Source organism: Kitasatospora sp. NPDC094015 (assembly GCF_040304075.1).
Classification (GTDB): domain Bacteria; phylum Actinomycetota; class Actinomycetes; order Streptomycetales; family Streptomycetaceae; genus Kitasatospora.
This window is the reverse complement of sequence record NZ_JBEOUL010000035.1, coordinates 47,742-66,305: the sequence shown is the minus strand read 5'-3', so window position 1 is coordinate 66,305 and position 18,564 is coordinate 47,742. Positions and strand designations below refer to the sequence as shown.

Genomic DNA, 18,564 nt, shown 5'->3' with positions numbered 1-18,564 from the left:
CCCGGACCTGTACGTGACGCAGGACCCGGCGGTCAACGCCGTGTCCATGCCGACACCGGTCACGCTCGGGCTCCCGGTCAGGGGAGGTAGTACATCGGGTTCGGGATCTTGTACGTCTTGCCGGCGTGGCCGCCGGACAGGTCGCTGTACTGGTCACCGAAGTTGGCGACGATCTCGTAGCCGAGGCTCTCGATGTGCGCGCGGGTGCCGGACTTGTACTCGATGGTGGTGCAGGTCGCACCGCACGGCAGGTACGCCGGCGGGTTGTCCTTGTTCTTCAGGTACAGGTGCGAGGCGTCCGCCGACGGGAAGCCGACGGCGGCCAGGTTGGCCGCGGTGGACGAGCGCTGCGCCTCCGGGCGGCCGGTGACGAAGAAGACGGTGTAGCCCTGCTGCTCGGCCCACGACGCCAGGGTGTTCATGCCGAAGACGGCCGGCATGGTCTTGGTGGCGATGTACTGGGCGTTGCTGGCCGGGTTGTAGACGAAGGTCGTCTCCAACTCGTAGTTGTACGTCGACAGCGAGGTGTCGTCGACGTCGAGCACGATCGCCTTCTTCTTGTTCCGGTCGTGCCGGGCGCGCGACTGCAGGTACTGCTTGGCGTCCTTCTCGATCCCGGCGACCTGCTTGGCGTAGTTGCCGGTCGCGGACGGCCAGTGCTCGCCCTGCGCGTCGACGGTGTCGCCGTAGTACGCCTTGATGTCGCTGACCTCGTCGGTCATGTTGGTGATCTGACGGTCGGTCCGCGGCGCCTTGGCGTCGGCGAACGCGAAGCCGCCGCCCGCGACCGCGCCGCCGACGATCACGCCGACGGCGAGCGTGACGAGGGTCTTCGAGCGGCTGCCGAGGGTCTTTCCGGCCATGTGGTTCCTCCCCTGTTCTGCCGCCGGGGGCAGGGACGGGAGTCGCCTCCGCGGCCCCGGCGCGCACGATGCGGGGATGAACGTACGGGCGGGTAACCGGACTGGTCAAGCAAACTCTACGCGCGGTGTCTACGCGCGATGTCTACGCGCGCTGAGAGCGCCCATCGCACGGGCCCGGCAGGCGGCGGAAGTCGCCGGACGGCCGGAAGCTATGGGCTGCGGCGGGGGAGCGGACCGCGGACCGGACCGTGCCCGCGAGGACGCCTCGGAGGTAGTCGGCGAACCCCGAGGTCCCGGTGTTGCGGCTCGGGTGGGAAACCCCAGGGCGTGGGGGTGGTGGATCGACCTATGATCACCTGGGCTCTGGGGTCTCCGACGTGCGGGGACGGGGCGTGGTGAATGAGGAGCCGGGGCGTTGGCAGTGAGCAAGGTCGGTAGGAACACGGCGGTCGTGGTGACGGTGGCCGCGCTGGCGGCGGTCGGGCTCGGCGGGGGTGTCGGGTGGGTCGTAGCGTCCCGCAGCGGGCCGGCGGAGAAGGCGGAGCCGCCGGTCGCGTGCGACCAGCCCCGGCCCACGGACCCGCCCGCGTACGCCGGGCTCTGTGCCGCGCTCAACCGGCCGGACCTGCCGGCCCTGATGGGGACGCCCGAGGATCGGGTGACCGCCGCCCGGCCGGCGCCGTTCGCGCTCGGGGACCCGACGGTGGAGGTGCGGCTGGGCCGGAGCGTGGTCGTGCTGACGGACAGTTCGGTCACGGTCGAGGACCTGGCGGACATGTCGCAGTTCTTCCCCGCGCCCGCCACGCTGCTCGGTCACCCCGCCACGATCTACTCCACCCATGCGATGACGTTCGGGGCCGGAGCCGACGGCAAGGTCAGCACCGGGAGCGGACCGCGCACCCGCAACCTCGCCGTCGCCAAGGATCCCAAGGCACCGGGCGGCCGGGCGTACGAGATCGCGGTCTTCACCACCGACGGCACGCCCGTCGACGAGCAGGCCCTCTACCAGCTCGCCGAGACGGTCCTGCCGACCCTCCCGGGCTGGGCCGCGGCCGCGGCCTCCTGAGCCCCACCGCGAGGCTCGGGGCGACCCCGTCGGGGCACCAGGCCAGGTCGACGAGTGCGCACTCGCGGTAGCCGTACCGCATCGCGAGAGCCCGCCCGGCCGGAGTCGCCGGAGCGCACCGCGGCCTGCCGCGACCTCTATGTTGCCTTGACAACAGTTGTTCCGGCATCCATGCTGGAAGCGTGACTGCATCGACCAACGGCCTCCGCGACCACCTCGGGTACTGGCTGCGCCGGCTCTCCGACGAGGTGCACGGCCGCTTCGAGCGCGAGCTCGCCGAGCACGGTGTGACCGTGTCCCAGTGGGCCGTCCTGATCACCGTGTACCGCGGCGACGCGACCACCACCCGGGAGGTGGCCCGGTACGTCGACATCGACGTCGGCGCGGTCTCGCGCCTGGTCGACCGCCTGGTCGCCAAGGGCCTGATCTCGCGCGAGCCCGCCCTGGAGTCCCGCCGTATCCTGCGGCTGACCCTGACCGACGCCGGCCGCGAACTCGCGCCCCGACTGGCCGGGATCGCCGACCGCAACGACGCCCATTTCTTCGCCCACCTCACCGCGGACCAGCGCCTCCAGCTGGAGGAGTGGATCCGCGGCCTGGTCGGCGAGACCCGTCCCTCGACCCCGTCCCCGTGAACTCGACCCCGTCCCCGTGAAGGAGCCGGCCATGAACGCCGCCCCGACCACCGCCCGCTCGATCACCAAGACCGTCACCATCGAACGCCCCGCCCGCGAGGTCTTCGACTACCTGGCCGACCCCGCGAACTGGCCCGCCTGGGCCGTCGTGAACGTGCAGGCCATCGAGCCCACCGACGACCCCGACTGGTGGCTGATGGACACCCCGCACGGCCCCGCCCGCCTGCGCATCCGCGGCAACGCCGAACTCGGCCTCCTCGACCACGACTACGTCGAGGAGAAGGCGTCCTGGCAGGTCCCCGCCCGCGTGGTGGCCAACGGCACCGGCACCGAGTTCATGATGACCTTCTTCCGGCCGCCGGCGTTCTCCGAGGAGTTCTTCGACCAGCAGGTCGCGCTCGCCGACACCGAACTCGCCACCCTCAAGCGCATCCTGGAAGCCGACGGGTGACCCCGGACGGCACGCGCAGCCGCCGACCACTCCGGCGCGGCCCCGGCTCCCGGGGTCGCGCCGGAGTGGCTGCCGCGGCCGATCAGCGGTGGACGCTGAGGGCGCCGTAGGCCGGCAGGGCGGTGGCCAGGTCGTCGGGCTTCCCCTGCAGGACGGTGTCCAGGAAGGCGAGGGTGGCCCCGGCGACGGTGCGCGGGCTCGCGGTGCGGCCCAGGGAGCCGACGATCGTGGGCACCGGCGGCAGGTACAGCGGGCCGTCCATGAAGGTGAGGTGCGCGGCGCCCGGGACGGTGAGCCGGTAGCTCGGCGCGGTGTCGGAGTCGAGCACCTCGGTCAGGCGGGGCAGGTAGCGCGGATCGGTCGCCGGGGTGATCTCCTGGGTGAGGGCCAGCACGGGCCGGTCGAGGCCAGGTGTGGTGGGTCCGTGGGGGTAGCCGTCCAGATCGATCACGGCGCCGAACCGGTGGTCCTGCCGGGCCGCCTGCAGCGCGGCGGCGCCGCCCATGGAGTGGCCGGTCACCGCGACCCGGCCGGTGTCCAGGCGTCCGCGCAGCGGGTCGGCGTCCGCACCCCGGTCCAGGCCTTCGAGCCGGGTGAGGGCGAAGCTCAGGTCGGCGGCCCGTATCGCCGTCCAGCCGGCCGCCAGCCGGTCGTCCTCGTCGGGGTCGCCGGAGGAGTGGGTCGCGGTGGTGATCGTCCGGCCGTCGGTGAGGACCACGGCGGCGGAGTCGTACGGGTGGTCGAGGGCGGCCACCAGGTAGCCGTGGCTGGCCAACTCCTCGGCCCAGGCGGTGTTCTGGGTGCGCACGCCGCCCGACCCGGGGGAGAACAGCACAACCGGGAACCGCCCGCCCCCGGTGGCCACCGGGGCGTCGACGACCGCGTGGCTGCGGGCCCGCGGAACGCCGTCCATCAGGAAGCCCGGCAGCCCCACGCCGCCCGCGAGCGCGTCGGCGACGGTGCGCGCCTCCCGCTCGGTACGCCCGAGGTACTGGGCCCGCTGCGTGCCCGCGGGGCTCGGCTGCGCCGGGTACCAGAGCTGCGCCACGACGGTGCGCCGGTCGTCCGGATCGGGGGTGAAGGTCTCGGGGCGCAGCGGGTCGGTCCACTGCTCCACGCGGGTCCCCACCGCGAACCCGCCCGTCGGCTCGGGGAAGACGGGGACGGGGAAGGCCCAGGCTGCCACCGGGCCGGCGGCGATCAGGCCGAGGCAGGCCAGCGACCCAGGCAGCGCCAGCCACCAGCGGGCCCGCCACGGCTGCCGGCCGGTACGGCGGCGCAGTAGGGGTGCGACGGCGAACGGCAGGGCCGACGCGGCGCCGACCAGGACCGGCATTAGCTGCCAGCGGACGCCCAGCACGCCCAGCACGATCGCGGACACCACGAACAGCGCCCCGGCCGCGATCGTGACGCGGGGGCGGGCGGCGGGGGGCAGCCAGCGCGCCACCACCAGGGCGACGGCGCCGAGCAGGGCGAGGATTTCGGGAAGGGACATCGACGGTCCCGTGATGATCTCGGTCACCCGCCCATCGTCGGCGCCGGGTGCCCGCCGCCACATCGATCCCCGGTCGCCCTGGTCGGCGGCCCGGGGTTGCAATCCGGGGCGGGGCCGGTGCGACCCGGGTGGAAGTCCGGCGGGCCGGATCGGGGACCGTTCTGCGACCCCGGGCGGTAACGGTCCTCCTCCTGCGGTCGTAGCTCGGCGTGGTGGGGTCGACCGGTGGGCTCATGTGCCGCGCCGGCCCGCGGTCTACCGTGACAGGGCCGCGGCGCGTGCCGGGTGGCGCGCGGCGTACCCGCCCGGCCCCGGACCCGGGTCGGCCGAACGAGCCCCGCGCCCGACCCGGGCCGCTCGTACGCGGTGGCGGCCCCGGCCGGGGCCGCCATGACGATGGATCGACAGGACCAGGTGGATGACCGAGACGGCCGCGCAACCCGGCGGCGCCCACCGCGCCCGCCAACCGGACCAGTTGCAGGACGGCTGGGTGCGGGCGGCCCGACGGCTGACGGGGTACGCCGACCCGGCCCGGGGCCGGGCCGCGCGCGTGGTGGCGGGCGCCGCCCGCCGGTGCCCCCGGCTGCCGCCCGCGGTGGGGGACGCGCTGCTGGCGGCGCTCCTGCTCCTCAACGTGGCGACCACCCACCCGCCGCACGAGCTGCCGGTGGCCGCGGCGCTAACCGCGGCCCTCGCGTTGCCCCTGCTGTGGCGGCGCCGGGCCCCGCTCACCGTGTTCGGGGCGGTGACGGCCGCGGCCCTGGTCCAGTGGCTGCTGGACGTCCAACTGCCGGCGGACATCGCCCTGTTGGTGGCTCTCCACACGGTGGCGGCGAACACCGGCCGGCGCGGCGCGCTGCTGGCCGGCGCCGTCGTGGAGGCGGGGGCACTGCTGGCCTGCCTGCGCTGGGCGCCGGACGGCGCGTTCCTGACGCCCTTCGTCGCGGTGACCGCGATGACCGTGGCGGCCGCCGTGCTCGGGGTGAGCGCGCGGACCACCCGCGCCTACCTCGCCGCCGTGCAGGAGCGGGCCGCCCGCCTGGAGCACCAGCACGACCAGCAGGCGCGGCTGGCCGTCGCCGAGGAGCGGACCCGCATCGCCCGCGAGATGCACGACATCGTCACCCACAATCTGTCCGTCATGGTCGCGCTGACCGACGCCGCGCTCTACGCGCAGCACCGCTCGCCCGACCGGGCCACCTCCGCGATGCTCCAGATCTCCGAGACGGGCCGCCAGGCCCTGACCGACATGCGCCGCTCGCTGGGCATCCTGCGGACCGACGAACCGGACGCCGAGCGCCACCCGCTGCCCGGCATCGCCCAGTTGGCGACGCTCGCCGACCAGATGTGCGCCGCCGGGCTGCCGACCCGCCTCGAGGTCCACGGCGCCCACGCCCACGTACCCGCCACCGCCCAACTCACCGTCCACCGCCTGGTGCAGGAAGCCTTGACCAACACCCTCAAGCACACCCCGGCCGGCACCCGCGCGACGGTCCGGGTCCGCTGCTCGACCGGCGCCGTCTCGGTCGACGTCACCGACAGCGGCCCCCGCCCGCCGCGCCCGGCCGCCGCACCGACGGCCGCGCCGGCCGGACACGGCATCCCCGGCATGTGCGAGCGCGCGGCCGCCTACGGGGGGACCTTGCAGGCCGGCCCGCTCCCGGGCGGTGGCTGGCGGGTCCGCACCCGCCTGCTGCTCGGCAGCGGCGGGGAGGTGCCGGCATGACGATCCGGATCCTGATCGTCGACGACGAGGCGCTGCTCCGGATGGCCTTCAGCACGGTCCTGGAGGCCCAGCCCGACATGGCGCCGGTCGGCGAGGCCGCGGACGGCGCCCAGGCCGTCCGGCTCGCCCGCGAACTGCGGCCCGACGTCGTCCTGATGGACGTCCGGATGCCCGGGACCGACGGGATCGAGGCGACCCGGCAGATCGTCGCGCTCTCGCCGCGGAGCAGGGTGCTGATCCTCACCACCTTCGACCTGGACGAGTACGCCTTCGCCGGGCTCGACGCGGGGGCCTCCGGGTTCCTGCTGAAGAACACCAGGCCCGAGGAGCTGCTCGGCGCGATCCGCAGCGTGGCCGCGGGCGACGCGGTGGTCTCCCCGCGGGTCACCCGGCGCCTGCTGGAGAGGTTCCGTCCGCACATCCCCGACGGCCGCACCGCCGAGCGCGAGGAGCGACTGGGCCGGCTCAGCGCCCGCGAGCGCGAGGTGCTCGTCCAGGTCGGCCGCGGCCTGTCCAACGCCGAGATCGCGGCCGCGCTCCACCTCGCGGAGGCGACCGTGAAGTCCCATCTGGGGCGGATCCTGCAGAAGTTGGAACTCCGCGACCGGATCCAGGCCGTGGTCTTCGCCTACGAGAGCCGCCTGATCCATCCGGCCTGACGCCGCACCGGCGTGCGCGCCGGCGGGGCGGGTAGCCGGGCGGGTGGCGGGGCGGGTGACCGGGCGGGTACTGGCCAGCCGGTCGCCGAGATGGGATCTTGGTCGAGGGTAGGGAGTTCGGGGACCAACGGTCCGCCGGTCGCCCGATCCTGGCCGGTCGAACGAGTGGAGAGGTGGGGGACATGGTGGGTGTGGTGCTGATCGTGCTGCTGGCGTTGGTCGTCGGCGGCTGCGTCTGCGTGGTGTGGGCCGAGCGTGGCGGGCCCCGGTGGGTCCGTGGTGCGGCGCGGGTGACGCTGTCGGCGGGTGAGGTGGTGCGCCGCGCGGAGAAGCGCCGGCGGCGGAGCGGGCGGCGCAACGACGGTGCCGGCGAGTGAGGTTCGGCCCGCCCGCCCGTTAACGCTACGGATTTGCTTTAGCTGGGCGCCACGCCTAGGGTCGACTAAAGCAAACTCTTAGCGATTAGGGCTCCGGCTGCACGCTGCCGCCGGAGCCCCGGACCACGAGGGAGAACGTCCGTGCCCCCCGTCGAACTCACCCCACCGGAGGCCGGCTACCTGGCCGCCCGCGCCGGGCTGGTGCTGCCCGCCGAGCGCGAAGCCGCGGTGGCGGCCGTCGCCAACCACATCCAGCGCGTCGTCTCGGTCCTGCGCGAGCTGGACTTCGCGCAGACCCCGCCGGCCGCCGCCTTCCGCGCGGGGGAGGGGGAGCCCGATGCAGCCGTATGAACTCTCGCTCGCCGCCGCTTCGGAGGCGATCCGCGACCGGCGGCTGTCCCCGGTCGAACTGGTCGACTCCGTCCTCGGCCGCGCCGAGCAGGTGGAACCGCACCTCAACGCGTACGTCGCCGTGGCGGCCGAGCAGGCGCGCGAGGCCGCGCTCGCCGCCGAACGCGAGGCGGCGCAGGGACGCTTCCGGGGGCCGCTGCACGGCATCCCGATGGGCCTCAAGGACCTGATCGACGTCGCCGGGATGCCGACGACGGCCAGCTCCCGGGTCCGCACCGGCCACCGCGCGGAGGCCGACAGCACGGTCGCCGCCCGGCTCACCGCGGCCGGGGCGGTCCTGGTCGGCAAGACCCACACCCATGAGTTCGCCTTCGGCCTGACCACCCCGCAGACCCGCAACGCCTGGGACGGCGGCCGGGTCGCCGGCGGCTCCAGCGGCGGGTCCGCCGTCGCGGTCGCCTCGGGTGCGGCCACCTTCGCGCTGGGGACGGACACCGGCGGGTCGATCCGGGTGCCGGCCGCCCTCAACGGGGTCGTCGGCCTCAAACCGACCTACGGACTGGTCCCCCGGCACGGCGTCACGTCGCTGTCCTGGTCGCTGGACCACGTCGGGCCGATCACCCGCACCGTCGAGGACGCCGCCCTGGTGCTGACCGCGCTGGCCGGCCACGATCCGCGCGACCCGGCCTCGCTGGCGGTCCCGGCGGTGGACCACCGGCCAGGCCCGGACACCGACCTGACGGGACTGCGGATCGGCCTGCCCCGCAGCTACTACTTCGACCGCGTCGACCCGCAGGTCGAGACCGCCGTGCGGGCCGCGGTGGCGGAGCTGGCGGCGCTCGGCGCGCAGCTGGTCGAGGTCGACATCCCGATGACCCGCTACATCCAGGCCGCCCACTGGGGGCTGATGGTCCCGGAGGCCAGCGCCTACCACGAGCGCACCCTGCGGACGGTCCCCGAGCTGTACCAGGACGACGTCCGGATCCTGCTGGAGGCCGGCGAGTTGCTGGGCGCCGGCGACCACCTGCGCGCGCAGCGCGCCCGGACCATGATGCGCGCCGGGTGGGCCCGGCTGCTGGAGGAGGTGGACCTGATCGCCGCCCCGAGCGTCCCGGTGACCGCGGTACGGGCCGGCGAGGAGGCGGTCCACTGGCCGGACGGCACCGTCGAGAGCGTGTCGGACGCCTACGTGCGGCTCTCCGCCCCCGCCAACCTCACCGGGCTGCCCGCGCTGTCCCTGCCGGTCGGCCACGACACGGCGGGCCTGCCGATCGGCCTGCAACTGCTCGGCCGGCCGCTCGGCGAGCGCACCCTGCTGCGGGTGGGCCACGCCTACGAGCGGACCCGCCCCGCCCGGGGGCTCGCCCCGGTCTCCTGAGCGCGGGCGCCCATCCCGTACGGCGTCGGGTCACCCCGAAGGGCCGCGACGCAACAGCGCCGCGGCCCCGGTCGGTGGAGGGTCAGGAGACGTTGAGCGCGGTGTCGTCGACGACGAAGCTGGTCTGCAGGGACGAGTCCTCGGTGCCGGTGAACTTGACGGTCACGCTCTGGCCGGCGAACGCGGAGAGGTCGTAGCTGCGCAGCGTGTAGCCGTTGCCCTTGTTGAGGTTGCTGAAGCTCGCCAGCGTCGTCGAGCCGGCCTGGACGGTCAGCTTGTCGTACGCGGTCGAGGTGGTGGTCTCGGCGGTGTCGATGTGCAGGTAGAAGCTGAGGGTGGCGTGGCAGCCCGCCGGGACGGTCACCGTCTGGGCCAGGCTGTCGGTGTGGGTGGTGCCGTAGCCGTCCAGCCACGCCTTCCAGCTGCCGCCGTGCGCGGCCTCGCTGCTGGAGCTGTCGACCACCCCGGAGGTGGCGCTCCACGGGGCGGCGGCGCCGGTCTCGAAGCCGGCGTTGCCGAGCAGCTGGCCCGCGGTGCAGGTGCCGCCGGTGCCGGTGACGGTCCAGGAGAAGGTGGTGGAGCCGGCGGCGCCGGTGGTGTCGGTGGCGGTCACGGTGGTGGTGTAGCTGCCCGCGGTGCTCGCGGTGCCGGAGATCAGGCCGGTGGCGGCGTTGACGGACAGGCCGGCGGGCAGGCCGTTCGCGCCGTAGGAGAGGGTCTGGCCGGAGGCCGAGTCGGTGGCGTGGATCTGCAGGCTGACCGCTGCGCCCTGGGCGGTGCTCTGGCTGCCCGGGTTGCTGACGGTCACGGTGTTGCCGCTGGTGGTGCCGGCGGTGAACCCGGCGGTGCCGTTCGGCGTGCCGAGGCCGGTCGGGCCGTCGTACCCGGTGGCGGCGGTGCACAGGTAGGACGGCGAGCAGCTGCCGTTGGCGCCCGAGGTGACGTCGTTCAGCGCGGAGGTGTGGGCGTACGGGTAGGAGGCCGGGGAGGTTCCGGCGGCGGGGGTGCCGGCCAGGGCGTACACAGCCGCGATGATCGGGGCGGAGGCGCTGGTGCCGCCGTAGACGTTCCAGCCGGAGCCGCCGTAGGTCTGGTAGACCGCGACACCGGTGGCCGGGTCGGCGACGGCGGAGACGTCCGCGACGGTGCGCTTGGCGCAGCCGGTGTCCTTCTGCCAGGAGGGCTTGGCGTCGTAGGCGGAGCAGCCGGAGCCGGCGCCGTCGCCGCCCGAGCTGGTGCCCCAGACCTTCTCGCTCCAACCGCGGGTGTTGGAGGCGCGGTTGAGGCTGGTGCCGCCGACCGCGGTGACGTACTGGGAGGCGGCCGGGTACTCGGCGCCGTAGCCGGAGTCGCCGGAGGAGACGGTGATCGCGACGCCCGGGTGGTTGAAGTAGGAGCTGTCGGAGCTCGGGTCGGTGGAGTCCTCGTCGCCGCCGTAGCTGTTGGACACGTACTTCGCGCCCATGCTGACCGCGGTGTTGACGGCGGTGCCGAGCGTGTCCATCTCGGCGCTGTCCGCCTCCACCAGCAGGATGTGGCAGCTGGGGCAGACGGCGCTGACCATGTCGACGTCGAGGGAGATCTCGCCGGCCCAGCCGCTGTCCGCGGTCGGGTAGGAGGTGCCGCCGCGCTGGTCGACCTTCTTGAAGCAGCCGTTGGCGGTGGTGCAGGCCGGCAGCCCGTACTGGGAGCGGTAGGCCGCGAGGTCGGACTCGGCCTTCGGGTCGTCGTAGGCGTCGACGATGGCGACGGTCGCCCCGGCGCCGGCCGAGGCGGGCAGGCTGTAGGCGGAGGCCAGGTCGCTCGGGCCGTAGCCGGACGGCAGCAGGTTCGGGGCCAGGCTGTGCTGCTGGACGATGTCGGTGCGGGCCAGGGCGAGACAGGCCATCTCGCCGGGGTGGCTCGGCGCGGCGCACACCCGCTTGGTGGCGACGGCGCCGCTCTGCCCGTCGGTGTGCGCGCTGGCGCCGGGGGCGGAGACCGCGAGCAGGCCGGCCGCCGCCATGGCGAAGGCCGGCAGTGCGGCGAGGAGCCTGCGCAGCCCGGGCGGGCGCGGGCTGGTGAGGAATGGGGAGCGCAAGAGTCGACCCTCCGTGGGGGGTGAGGACGCGGCCGGTCCCGGCATGGGGTGCGCGCCGGTACGGGCTCGGGCCCGTGCTGACGGATCTCGGCATGGTGCGGACCGGCCGCGGCTGGTGGCCGTGGGCCGGATGTGCCTGCGCGATGGGGGAGTTGCAGGGTGCCCGCCGACATGTCAGGCGCATGACATGCCGACGGCGGTGCCGGACCGTTGCGCCGTACGGGGTCCGTCCGGTCGGCGCGCCACGAGGCTACGTGCGGGCCGTCGTGCGGCTCAAGGCGCGGCCGCCAGGCTTTACTGCGCCTTGTCCATCAATTGCCCAGCGCCAGACGGGCGTTGGGTGGAGTGGTACGGGTGGGGCAGGCCACGCGCCCCGGATGCCAACCGGAGTGCTGTGCGGCACGTTTGTCGGAGTGTCATGTTCATTTACCGTGCGTCGACGTACAGTTCACCGAACCGACCACCCGAACCGGCGAAGGGGACCATCCTTGACCACTCACCTCCGGCACCGGGCCGGCACGCGACTGCTCTCGGCGCTGGTGGCGACCCTGTGCGGGATCATCGCCGCCACCGCGCTGGGCGCCGCCCCGGCCGCCGCCGATCAGCGGCGCGCCGTCTACGCCATCGCGCACCGGGTCGACACCCTGGACGGCGTCGACGCCGCGCTCGCCCACGGCGCCAACGGCATCGAGATCGACGTCTGCGCCTGGTGGAACCCGAACGAATGGCGCGCCTACCACGACTGCTCCTCGGCGGGCGACAACCGGCTCGGCCCCGGCTTCGACAGCATGATCGACCGGATCCTCGCCAACGCGGCCGCCGGCCGCCGGCTCGCGCTGGTCTGGCTGGACATCAAGGACCCCAACTACTGCGGCGAGCAGCCCAACCGCGCCTGCAGCGTGGCCGGGCTGCGCGACAAGGCGCAGCGGCTGACGGCCGCCGGGATCCAGGTGCTCTACGGCTTCTACGAGTACCACGGCGGCAGCACCCCGGACGTCGGCGGCCGCGGGTGGGCGAGCCTCGAGGGCCGGCTCGGCCCGCTGGAGGGCATCACCACGACCGGCACCCGTGACCAGGTCCGCACCGCCTTCGACCGCTCCGGTGCCGGCTTCCCGAGCGGCCGCCGGGTGATGGACTACGGCGACAGCGACATCACCAAAGGCTTCGGGAACTGCACGGAGGCCGGCTACAACACCTGCGCCGAGCTGAAGAAGGGCGCCGGCGACCGCGCCGCGGGGCGGCTGGCGGCCACGCTGTCCTGGACGACCACCTACAACGACCCCTGGTACGTCGACAAGCTGCTCGGCGAGGCGGGCGTGGACGGGATCATCGCCGGCTACGGCGCCTTCACCGGCGTGCGCGAGTACGACAACGGCTGGCAGTGCGCCAACGCCGTCAACCTGGTCCGGGACTGGGTGAACCGGCACGGCGCCACCCACCGGATGGCCACCCCGGGCGACCGCCTGTTCCGGTAGCCGCCGCGCCGGGGGATCAGTGGTCGATCCGCTCCCGGCCGCGCTCCGGCGGCCGTCCGGCGAGCTGCTCCGGGTCGCGGCTGCGGTGGACCAGGTCAGGGGTGAACCGGCCGGGTGAACGGGCCGGCGGTGGACGGGCCCGCCGACTGGCGGGACCGCCCGCCCGGCGCTGCCATGGGTGCATGGACCAGCTCAGCATCCGACGATGGACCGCCTTGCCGCTGGCCACCGGCGCGGCGCGCGCCGACAGCCCGCCCGCCCTCATGGCGGTGGCCGCCACCAGCGCGCTCGGTGTCCGGTTCGCCCTGATCGGCCACACCGGGGTGACGGCCGCGCTGCTCGCCCTCGCGGCGGCGGTGGTCTGGCTGCTCACCGCCGCGGGCGCCACCCGTGCGCCCATCCGCCGCCGCGCCCGCCTGATCACGCGGGCGGCGGGACCTGAGGGCCTCCGGCGGGGAAGCGCCCGCGCCCGAGCGTTTGCCGCGGGCCCCACCGGTCAGGCGGGAGGGGACGACGAAGCGGCACGACGGAGGAAGGGAACCGGTGACATGAGGACCAGCACGAGCCCGTACGGCGGCGGCCCGACGGTGGCCCGGCCGGCGTGGGAAGGCGGACGGCGATGAGTGCGGAACGCACGGCCGAGGGCGGCGGCGACCGGACGGAGGGGGACTCGGGGGAGTCCGCGGCCACGGCCCACGCCGGTGCCCGGGTGCGCCACGCCGCCGAGCGGCTGCGGACCGGGGGATCCCGGGTGCGGCAGCAGGCCACCGGCCTGACCGACACGGCGACCGCGGCCGTCGGCCCGCACCCGGAGGGCTCCGCCCGCGAACTCGTCCTGGAGGTCGCCCGGTACGGCGGCCCGGTGCTCGCGGTGGTCGGCGGCGCCGCCCTCGGCACCGCCACCGCCGTGGCCCTGACGCGCCGCCGGAGATGACCGCCGGGCGGATGCGGTCCGGTGCCTCCCCGCTCAGCGCCGGTCGGTGCTGAGGCCGTCCAGGGTGAGGTCGAGCAGGCGTTCGGCCTGTTCCCGCTGGTCCGGCTTGCCCGAGGTGAGGGCGATGCCGGTGAGGGCGGCGAACATGTCGGCGGCGCTGATGTCGGAGCGGAGGGTGCCGGCCTCGACGCCCGCGTCCAGGAGCGAGGTCAGGGCGGCCATCATCATCTCGTGGCTCTGGGCGTAGGGGTTGACGCCGGAGTCGACGAGCGCGCGCAGGGCGTCGGCCATCCCGAATTTGGCGGTGGCGTAGTCGATGAAGCGGCCCGTCCAGGCCCGCAGCGCATCGCGCGGGGCCAGCGTGGCCAGCAGGTCGGGGGCCGCGTCGCACAGCCGGATCAGCTCGTTGCGGTAGGCCGCCTCGATGAGGACCTCTCGGGTGGGGAAGTTGCGGTAGAGCGTGCCGGAGCCGACGCCGGCCTCCTTGGCGATGCGCTCCAGATGCGCTTCCAGCCCCTCCTCGGCGAAGACCCGCACCGCGGCCGAGAGGATCTTGTCCCGGTTGCGCTGTGCGTCGGCCCGTAGGGGGCGCCCTGTCTCTCCGGCCATCCGCGGTCTCCTGTCGTCCCGAGCTTGCTAACCGGCGACGCCTCCACTTACAGTGAGGAAACTGGGGGCGCCTCCACTTTCACTCTAGGGCATGCGGGCCCGCATCCGCCGCACAGGGCACCTGCATGCCCTCGGCCGGGGCTTCACACCCGCACGACTCCCGCTGCGCACGCAGCACACCTCGCAGATCCACCCGTTCATCGAAGGAGAAGAAGATGAGTCTCTCGCTCGTCGACAAGGTCGCCGTCATCACGGGCGGCGCGTCCGGTGTCGGCCTGGGCATCGCCCAGGAGTTCGTCGCCCACGGCGCCCACGTGGTCATCACCGACCTGCAGCAGGAGGCACTCGACCGGGCGGTCGCGGTGATCGGGCCGAACTGCTCGGGGATCGTGGCCGATGTCACCAAGCTCGCCGACATGGAAGCCGCCTACCGGCAGGTGAAGGAGCGTCACGGGCGACTCGACGCGGTCGTGGCCAACGCCGGGATCGGCGCCCACGCCCCGCTCGGCGCGATCACCGAGGAGCAGTTCGACCGGACCTTCGGCGTCAATGCCAAGGGCGTCCTGTTCACCGTTCAGCCCGCGCTCGCGCTGCTGCCGCCCGGCGGCACCGTCGTCGTCATCGGCTCCACGGCGTCCATCCAGCCGCCGCGCGGGATGAGCCTGTACGGCGGCTCGAAGGCCGCGGTACGCAACTTCGTCCGGGCCTGGATCCAGGACACCAAGGGATCGGGCATCCGGATGAACATCCTCAGCCCCGGCGCGGTCGACACCGACTCCCTGCGCAGCGCGCTGGCGATGGCCCAGGGAGCCGACCAGGTGGATGTCGCGGTCAAGGCCATGGGGGAGGGCAACCCGACCGGACGGATCGCCGACCCGCGCGAGATGGGGAAGGCCGCGGTGTTCCTCTCCAGCGACGCCTCCAGCTTCATCACCGGCGTCGAACTCTTCGCGGACGGTGGCATGGCACAGGTCTGAGCCTCCCCGCCCAGCCCCGCCCGCCTCCGCTCCCCGGCGGCGGGCGGTGCGGACGGTGCCGGACCGGCGTGCGGGCCGCCCGTGGGGCGTGCGGGGGCGCGGGGCGGGACCGGCGTGATCCCGGGCGCTGGTGGGCCGTACGGGGGACCGGGGCAGGCTGGTGGCAGCACTGCGAGCAAGGAGGCGTGAGATGGCCAGTGGGTTCCAGCGGGCCAAGGCCCAGGCGATGTTCGAGGCGTTCGACGCCGACGGCAACGGCTACCTGGAGGAGGCGGACTTCGAGGCGCTCGCGGCGCGCTGGGGCCGGCTGCCCAGGGTGGCCGCGGTACCCGAACTGGCGGCGCGCGTCCGGGACGTGATGGTGGGCTGGTGGGGCCACCTGTCGGCGGGCGCCGGCGGGGCGAGCCGGATCGACCTGGACGGGATGATGGCCACGGTCGACCGGCTGCCGGCGATGGCGGCTGCGGTCACCGCGACGGCCGACGTCATCTTCGATGCCGTGGACGAGAACGGGGACGGCCGGATCTCCCGCGACGAGCACCGGCAGTTGATCGACGTCTGGCACGGCCGCCCCACCGCCACGGGTGACGTCTTCGACCGGCTCGACCAGGACGGCGACGGGTACCTCGGCCGCCCCGAATTCGCCGCACTGTGGACGCAGTTCTGGGTCAGCGACGACCCGGCCGAGCCGGGCAACCTGATGTGCGGTCCGGTGGCCGGCGCCGCCGCCTGACCGGGCGGCCCCGGCGCCGGGCCTCACCACTCCCGGGGCTCACCACTCCCGGGTGGCGATCAGCTCCTCCACGTCCGCGTCCGCGAACCCGTAGGCGGACGCGACGAACCAGAAGGCCTCGGCGATCCACTCCCGCGCGACCGTCTCGATGCCGCTGCCGGCCGCCTCGAACGCGGCCTCCAGGTGGTTGAACTCCTCCGTCGCGGCCTGCGTGAGCGCGTACAGGGCCGCAAGGTCCGGAGGCTGCTCGGCCTCGATCCGCTCGCACAGCCGCAGCAGGATCGCCCGGCCCGCGTCGACGACCTGGTCGGGGAAGTGCGGGTCCGCATACATCGGCCGCAGGAAGCCGTACCCCGTCACCCGCTCGTTGGTGATCGGCACGGCGCTGCTCCATCCCTCGGTGACACCGGCTCGCCGATCATGCCCGGCCGCACTGACAGCACTACCGACGGGCCGGCGGTGAGGACGCCGTGCCGGGGCCGGGACGCCGCAACTCGGCGTCCCGGCCCGGGAGTCGGCGGCGGTCGGCGCTACCCCTGCCGGGCCGGTCGGCGGGTGGGCCACCAGATGGCCCGGCCGAGCAGGGCCGCGAGGGAGGGGACCAGGACCAGCGAGAGGACCAGGGCCGAGAGCATGATGCCGAGCGCCATGGCGAACGCGACCTGCTCGCTGCCCGGCGTGGTGGCGAGGGTGGCGAAGGAGCCCGCCAGGACGAGCCCGGCGGTGGCGATGGCCGGGGTGGTGTGCCGGACGGCGCGGGCCACGGCGGTACGGGCCGGGCCGGGGCGCCGCATCTCCTCGCGGATCCGGTCGGCGATCAGGATGTTGTAGTCGGTGCCCAGCGCCACCACGAACAGGAACAGCACCAGCGGCAGGGTGAAGCTGACGCCCGGTCCGTCGAGCGCGTGCTGGAACAGCAGGGTCGCGGCGCCGAGGGTGGCGGCGAAGCCGAGCCCGACCGAGAGCATCAGCACCACCGGCGCGAGCAGGCTGCGCAGGAGCAGCAGCAGGATCAGCCCGATCAGCACGGCCGCGACCGGGAACACGATGGTCAGGTCGTGGTCGACGGCGGCCGACACGTCGGCGAAGATCGCCGCCGTGCCGCCCACGTGGCCGGTCGTACCGGCGGGCGCGTGCTCGGCGACCGCGGCCCGGATCGGCCCGGAGACCAGGTCGCGGGCGCGCTGGCTCTGCGGGTCGGCGGTCGGGTAGAGGTCGATCCGGGCCGCCCGGTGGTCCTGGTTCAGCACGGTCGCGCCGACCTTCCCCACCCCGTCGACCTGGCCGAGCGCCCGGGCGAGGCCGTCGAAGCCGGCCGCGGTGAGGGTCGAGCCGTCGGTGGCCGTGAGGTAGACGCTGGTCGGGTCCGACACGCCGGCGGGCAGGGCGCGGGAGATCTCGTCGGCGGTGGCCACCGCGGCGGTCCGGGTGCCGGACCCGCCCTGGCCGTAGTCCATCCGCAGGCCGATCAGCCCGGCGGCCAGCGTGGCGAGCAGGGCGAGCGAGGCCACCAGCATGGCCGCCGGCCGGCGGGTGACCAGCGCGCCGAGCCGGGCGGCCCGCCCGTCACGGGGCTCCTCGCGCAGCGCCCGGGAAGGCCAGAACATCTTGCGCCCGGCCGCCGCGAGCAGCGCCGGCAGCAGGGTCAGGCTGCCGAGCAGCATCACCAGCACCGCGACGGCGATCGCCGGCCCGAGCGAGCGGAACTGCCCGAAGGTGGCCAGGCCCAGGGTGGCGAACGCGGCCACGATGGTGAGCGCGGCCGATGTGATCGCGGTGCCGACCCGGGCCGAGACCTCGGCGGCCGCCTCCCGCGCCGGCTGCTCGGGCCGGGCGCGCAGGTGCTCGCGGAAGCGGAACAGCAGGAAGAGCAGGTAGTCGATGCCGATACCGAGCAGGACCACGTTGATCAGGCCCGGGGTGCCCGCGTCGAGCTTGCGCCCGGTGAGCATCGCCGCGCCCGCGACGGCCCCGCCCGCGACGCCGCCGATCATGGCCACCGCGAGCAGCGGCAGCACGGCGGCCAGCACGCTGCGGAACACCAGCACGTTGAGCAGCACGATCAGCCCGACCACCAGCGCGCTCCCGACCGTGGCGGCGGTCCTGGTGTCGTCGGTGCTGTCGACCGTCCCGGCCAGCGGGCCGGTGAAGCCGGTGCGCAGGCCCGCCTCGGCGAACTGCGCGCGGGTGGTGTCCCGCAGGGTCCGGTAGACGCCCTGCACCCCCTTGTCGGTGGGGTTCCCGGCGAGTTGGACGGAGAGCAGTTCGAAGCTCCGGTCGGGTGCGGTCATCGCCGGCGCTATCCGCGGGGTCTGCGAGCGGTCGGGGACCAGGAACCGTGGCAGGTCGTCCTCGACGGGCATGACCACCCGGCGCTCGGCCAGCTCGGCGGCCTTGCCCTCGATCAGCCGCTGGTCGGCGTCGGTCAGGGCCCGGCCGTCGGACCGGGCGACCAGGACCGTCACGGAGGTGGCGTCGGGGTCGACCCCGAACCGGTCCTCGGCGATCCGCAGGGCGGCCGCCGAGTCGTAGCCGCTCGGCAGGAAGTCCCCGGTCTGGTGCTGGGTGACGCGGGCGATCAGCATCGGGGCCAGGCCGGCCAGGGCGACACCCAGGACCACCCAGAGGGCGATGACCTTCCACGGGTGCCTGGTGGAACATCGGGTCAGAGCGCGGATCACGGTGTCCTCCGGCGGACGGAGTCGAGGGGCGGGTCGGCCGGGTGTTCCCGGCCGGTCTACAGACCATCACCGGG

19 protein-coding genes are annotated in these 18,564 nt (G+C 74.4%); 13 read left to right on the top strand and 6 right to left on the bottom strand.

Annotated features, from left to right (window positions below):
* Positions 1-77: 77 nt before the first annotated feature.
* A complete protein-coding gene (locus tag ABT014_RS29740) occupies positions 78-863 on the bottom strand; it encodes an HAD family acid phosphatase (protein WP_350642322.1) in 786 nt (261 codons plus the stop codon).
* Between the two features lie 421 nt (positions 864-1,284).
* Between ABT014_RS29740 and ABT014_RS29735 the strand changes: the two genes are divergently transcribed.
* The 3 genes from ABT014_RS29735 (at position 1,285) to ABT014_RS29725 (ending at position 3,015) form a co-directional block, all read left to right on the top strand.
* The gene (locus tag ABT014_RS29735) at positions 1,285-1,929 is read left to right on the top strand and encodes a DUF6215 domain-containing protein (protein WP_350642326.1); all 645 of its coding nucleotides are present in this window, start codon (positions 1,285-1,287) and stop codon (positions 1,927-1,929) included.
* A gap of 182 nt (positions 1,930-2,111) precedes the next feature.
* Positions 2,112-2,564 (top strand): MarR family winged helix-turn-helix transcriptional regulator, encoded by a 453-nt coding sequence (locus tag ABT014_RS29730; protein ID WP_350642320.1) that lies wholly within the window; start codon positions 2,112-2,114, stop codon positions 2,562-2,564.
* A gap of 31 nt (positions 2,565-2,595) precedes the next feature.
* Positions 2,596-3,015: an SRPBCC family protein gene (locus ABT014_RS29725; RefSeq protein ID WP_350642319.1), complete on the top strand. Its 420-nt coding sequence runs from the start codon at positions 2,596-2,598 to the stop codon at positions 3,013-3,015.
* An 82-nt stretch (positions 3,016-3,097) separates the two neighbouring features.
* On the opposite strand, the gene ABT014_RS29720 is transcribed toward ABT014_RS29725, so the two are convergent.
* Positions 3,098-4,573 (bottom strand): alpha/beta hydrolase family protein, encoded by a 1,476-nt coding sequence (locus ABT014_RS29720; protein WP_502895126.1) that lies wholly within the window; start codon positions 4,571-4,573, stop codon positions 3,098-3,100.
* Positions 4,574-4,928: 355 nt separating this feature from the next.
* Here ABT014_RS29720 and ABT014_RS29715 point away from each other — a divergent pair, with 355 nt between their 5' ends.
* From ABT014_RS29715 to ABT014_RS29695, 5 genes are all read left to right on the top strand, one after another.
* Positions 4,929-6,236, top strand: a complete 1,308-nt coding sequence (locus ABT014_RS29715; RefSeq protein WP_350642317.1) for a sensor histidine kinase — start codon at positions 4,929-4,931, stop codon at positions 6,234-6,236.
* Entirely contained in the window at positions 6,233-6,895 is a 663-nt protein-coding gene (locus ABT014_RS29710; RefSeq protein ID WP_350642316.1) for a response regulator, read from the top strand. The genes ABT014_RS29715 and ABT014_RS29710 overlap by 4 nt, the downstream gene beginning before the upstream one ends.
* Before the next feature lie 182 nt (positions 6,896-7,077).
* Entirely contained in the window at positions 7,078-7,272 is a 195-nt protein-coding gene (locus ABT014_RS29705; RefSeq protein WP_350642315.1) for a hypothetical protein, read from the top strand.
* A 141-nt stretch (positions 7,273-7,413) separates the two neighbouring features.
* Positions 7,414-7,623 carry a hypothetical protein gene (locus tag ABT014_RS29700; RefSeq protein ID WP_350642314.1) on the top strand — a complete coding sequence of 70 codons (210 nt, stop codon included), beginning with the start codon at positions 7,414-7,416 and terminating at the stop codon, positions 7,621-7,623.
* On the top strand, positions 7,610-9,001 hold the full coding sequence (locus ABT014_RS29695; RefSeq protein WP_350642313.1) for an amidase: 1,392 nt from the start codon (positions 7,610-7,612) through the stop codon (positions 8,999-9,001). Before ABT014_RS29700 ends, ABT014_RS29695 begins: the two co-directional genes overlap by 14 nt.
* 82 nt (positions 9,002-9,083) lie before the next feature.
* Here the strand turns inward: ABT014_RS29695 and ABT014_RS29690 are convergent, their stop codons facing one another.
* Positions 9,084-11,006 (bottom strand): putative Ig domain-containing protein, encoded by a 1,923-nt coding sequence (locus tag ABT014_RS29690; RefSeq protein WP_350642325.1) that lies wholly within the window; start codon positions 11,004-11,006, stop codon positions 9,084-9,086.
* 563 nt (positions 11,007-11,569) lie between these two features.
* Between ABT014_RS29690 and ABT014_RS29685 the strand changes: the two genes are divergently transcribed.
* The 3 genes from ABT014_RS29685 (at position 11,570) to ABT014_RS29675 (ending at position 13,490) form a co-directional block, all read left to right on the top strand.
* Positions 11,570-12,556 (top strand): PI-PLC domain-containing protein, encoded by a 987-nt coding sequence (locus tag ABT014_RS29685; RefSeq protein WP_350642312.1) that lies wholly within the window; start codon positions 11,570-11,572, stop codon positions 12,554-12,556.
* Between the two features lie 182 nt (positions 12,557-12,738).
* Entirely contained in the window at positions 12,739-13,179 is a 441-nt protein-coding gene (locus ABT014_RS29680) for a hypothetical protein (protein ID WP_350642311.1), read from the top strand.
* A complete protein-coding gene (locus tag ABT014_RS29675) occupies positions 13,176-13,490 on the top strand; it encodes a hypothetical protein (RefSeq protein WP_350642310.1) in 315 nt (104 codons plus the stop codon). The genes ABT014_RS29680 and ABT014_RS29675 overlap by 4 nt, the downstream gene beginning before the upstream one ends.
* 33 nt (positions 13,491-13,523) lie before the next feature.
* On the opposite strand, the gene ABT014_RS29670 is transcribed toward ABT014_RS29675, so the two are convergent.
* Positions 13,524-14,099, bottom strand: a complete 576-nt coding sequence (locus ABT014_RS29670; protein ID WP_350642309.1) for a TetR/AcrR family transcriptional regulator — start codon at positions 14,097-14,099, stop codon at positions 13,524-13,526.
* A gap of 215 nt (positions 14,100-14,314) precedes the next feature.
* Here ABT014_RS29670 and ABT014_RS29665 point away from each other — a divergent pair, with 215 nt between their 5' ends.
* Together ABT014_RS29665 and ABT014_RS29660 are read left to right on the top strand one after the other, a co-directional pair.
* Entirely contained in the window at positions 14,315-15,076 is a 762-nt protein-coding gene (locus ABT014_RS29665) for an SDR family NAD(P)-dependent oxidoreductase (RefSeq protein ID WP_350642308.1), read from the top strand.
* A 190-nt stretch (positions 15,077-15,266) separates the two neighbouring features.
* Positions 15,267-15,809, top strand: a complete 543-nt coding sequence (locus tag ABT014_RS29660; RefSeq protein ID WP_350642307.1) for an EF-hand domain-containing protein — start codon at positions 15,267-15,269, stop codon at positions 15,807-15,809.
* A 39-nt stretch (positions 15,810-15,848) separates the two neighbouring features.
* On the opposite strand, the gene ABT014_RS29655 is transcribed toward ABT014_RS29660, so the two are convergent.
* Together ABT014_RS29655 and ABT014_RS29650 are read right to left on the bottom strand one after the other, a co-directional pair.
* Entirely contained in the window at positions 15,849-16,190 is a 342-nt protein-coding gene (locus tag ABT014_RS29655; RefSeq protein WP_350642306.1) for a DUF5713 family protein, read from the bottom strand.
* Positions 16,191-16,339: 149 nt separating this feature from the next.
* A complete protein-coding gene (locus tag ABT014_RS29650) occupies positions 16,340-18,490 on the bottom strand; it encodes an MMPL family transporter (protein ID WP_350642305.1) in 2,151 nt (716 codons plus the stop codon).
* Positions 18,491-18,564 lie beyond the last annotated feature (74 nt).

Excerpts from the sequence above, each read along its gene's own strand:
- ABT014_RS29665 (WP_350642308.1), top strand. The coding sequence starts at position 14,315 with ATGAGTCTCTCGCTCGTCGACAAGGTCGCCGTCATCACGGGCGGCGCG.
- ABT014_RS29720 (WP_502895126.1), bottom strand. The coding sequence starts at position 4,573 with ATGTGGCGGCGGGCACCCGGCGCCGACGATGGGCGGGTGACCGAGATC.
- ABT014_RS29675 (WP_350642310.1), top strand. The coding sequence starts at position 13,176 with ATGAGTGCGGAACGCACGGCCGAGGGCGGCGGCGACCGGACGGAGGGG.
- ABT014_RS29715 (WP_350642317.1), top strand. The coding sequence starts at position 4,929 with ATGACCGAGACGGCCGCGCAACCCGGCGGCGCCCACCGCGCCCGCCAA.
- ABT014_RS29695 (WP_350642313.1), top strand. The coding sequence starts at position 7,610 with ATGCAGCCGTATGAACTCTCGCTCGCCGCCGCTTCGGAGGCGATCCGC.
- ABT014_RS29690 (WP_350642325.1), bottom strand. The coding sequence starts at position 11,006 with ATGGCGGCGGCCGGCCTGCTCGCGGTCTCCGCCCCCGGCGCCAGCGCG.
- ABT014_RS29680 (WP_350642311.1), top strand. The coding sequence starts at position 12,739 with ATGGACCAGCTCAGCATCCGACGATGGACCGCCTTGCCGCTGGCCACC.
- ABT014_RS29725 (WP_350642319.1), top strand. The coding sequence starts at position 2,596 with ATGAACGCCGCCCCGACCACCGCCCGCTCGATCACCAAGACCGTCACC.
- ABT014_RS29740 (WP_350642322.1), bottom strand. The coding sequence starts at position 863 with ATGGCCGGAAAGACCCTCGGCAGCCGCTCGAAGACCCTCGTCACGCTC.
- ABT014_RS29660 (WP_350642307.1), top strand. The coding sequence starts at position 15,267 with ATGGCCAGTGGGTTCCAGCGGGCCAAGGCCCAGGCGATGTTCGAGGCG.
- ABT014_RS29710 (WP_350642316.1), top strand. The coding sequence starts at position 6,233 with ATGACGATCCGGATCCTGATCGTCGACGACGAGGCGCTGCTCCGGATG.
- ABT014_RS29670 (WP_350642309.1), bottom strand. The coding sequence starts at position 14,099 with ATGGCCGGAGAGACAGGGCGCCCCCTACGGGCCGACGCACAGCGCAAC.
- ABT014_RS29705 (WP_350642315.1), top strand. The coding sequence starts at position 7,078 with ATGGTGGGTGTGGTGCTGATCGTGCTGCTGGCGTTGGTCGTCGGCGGC.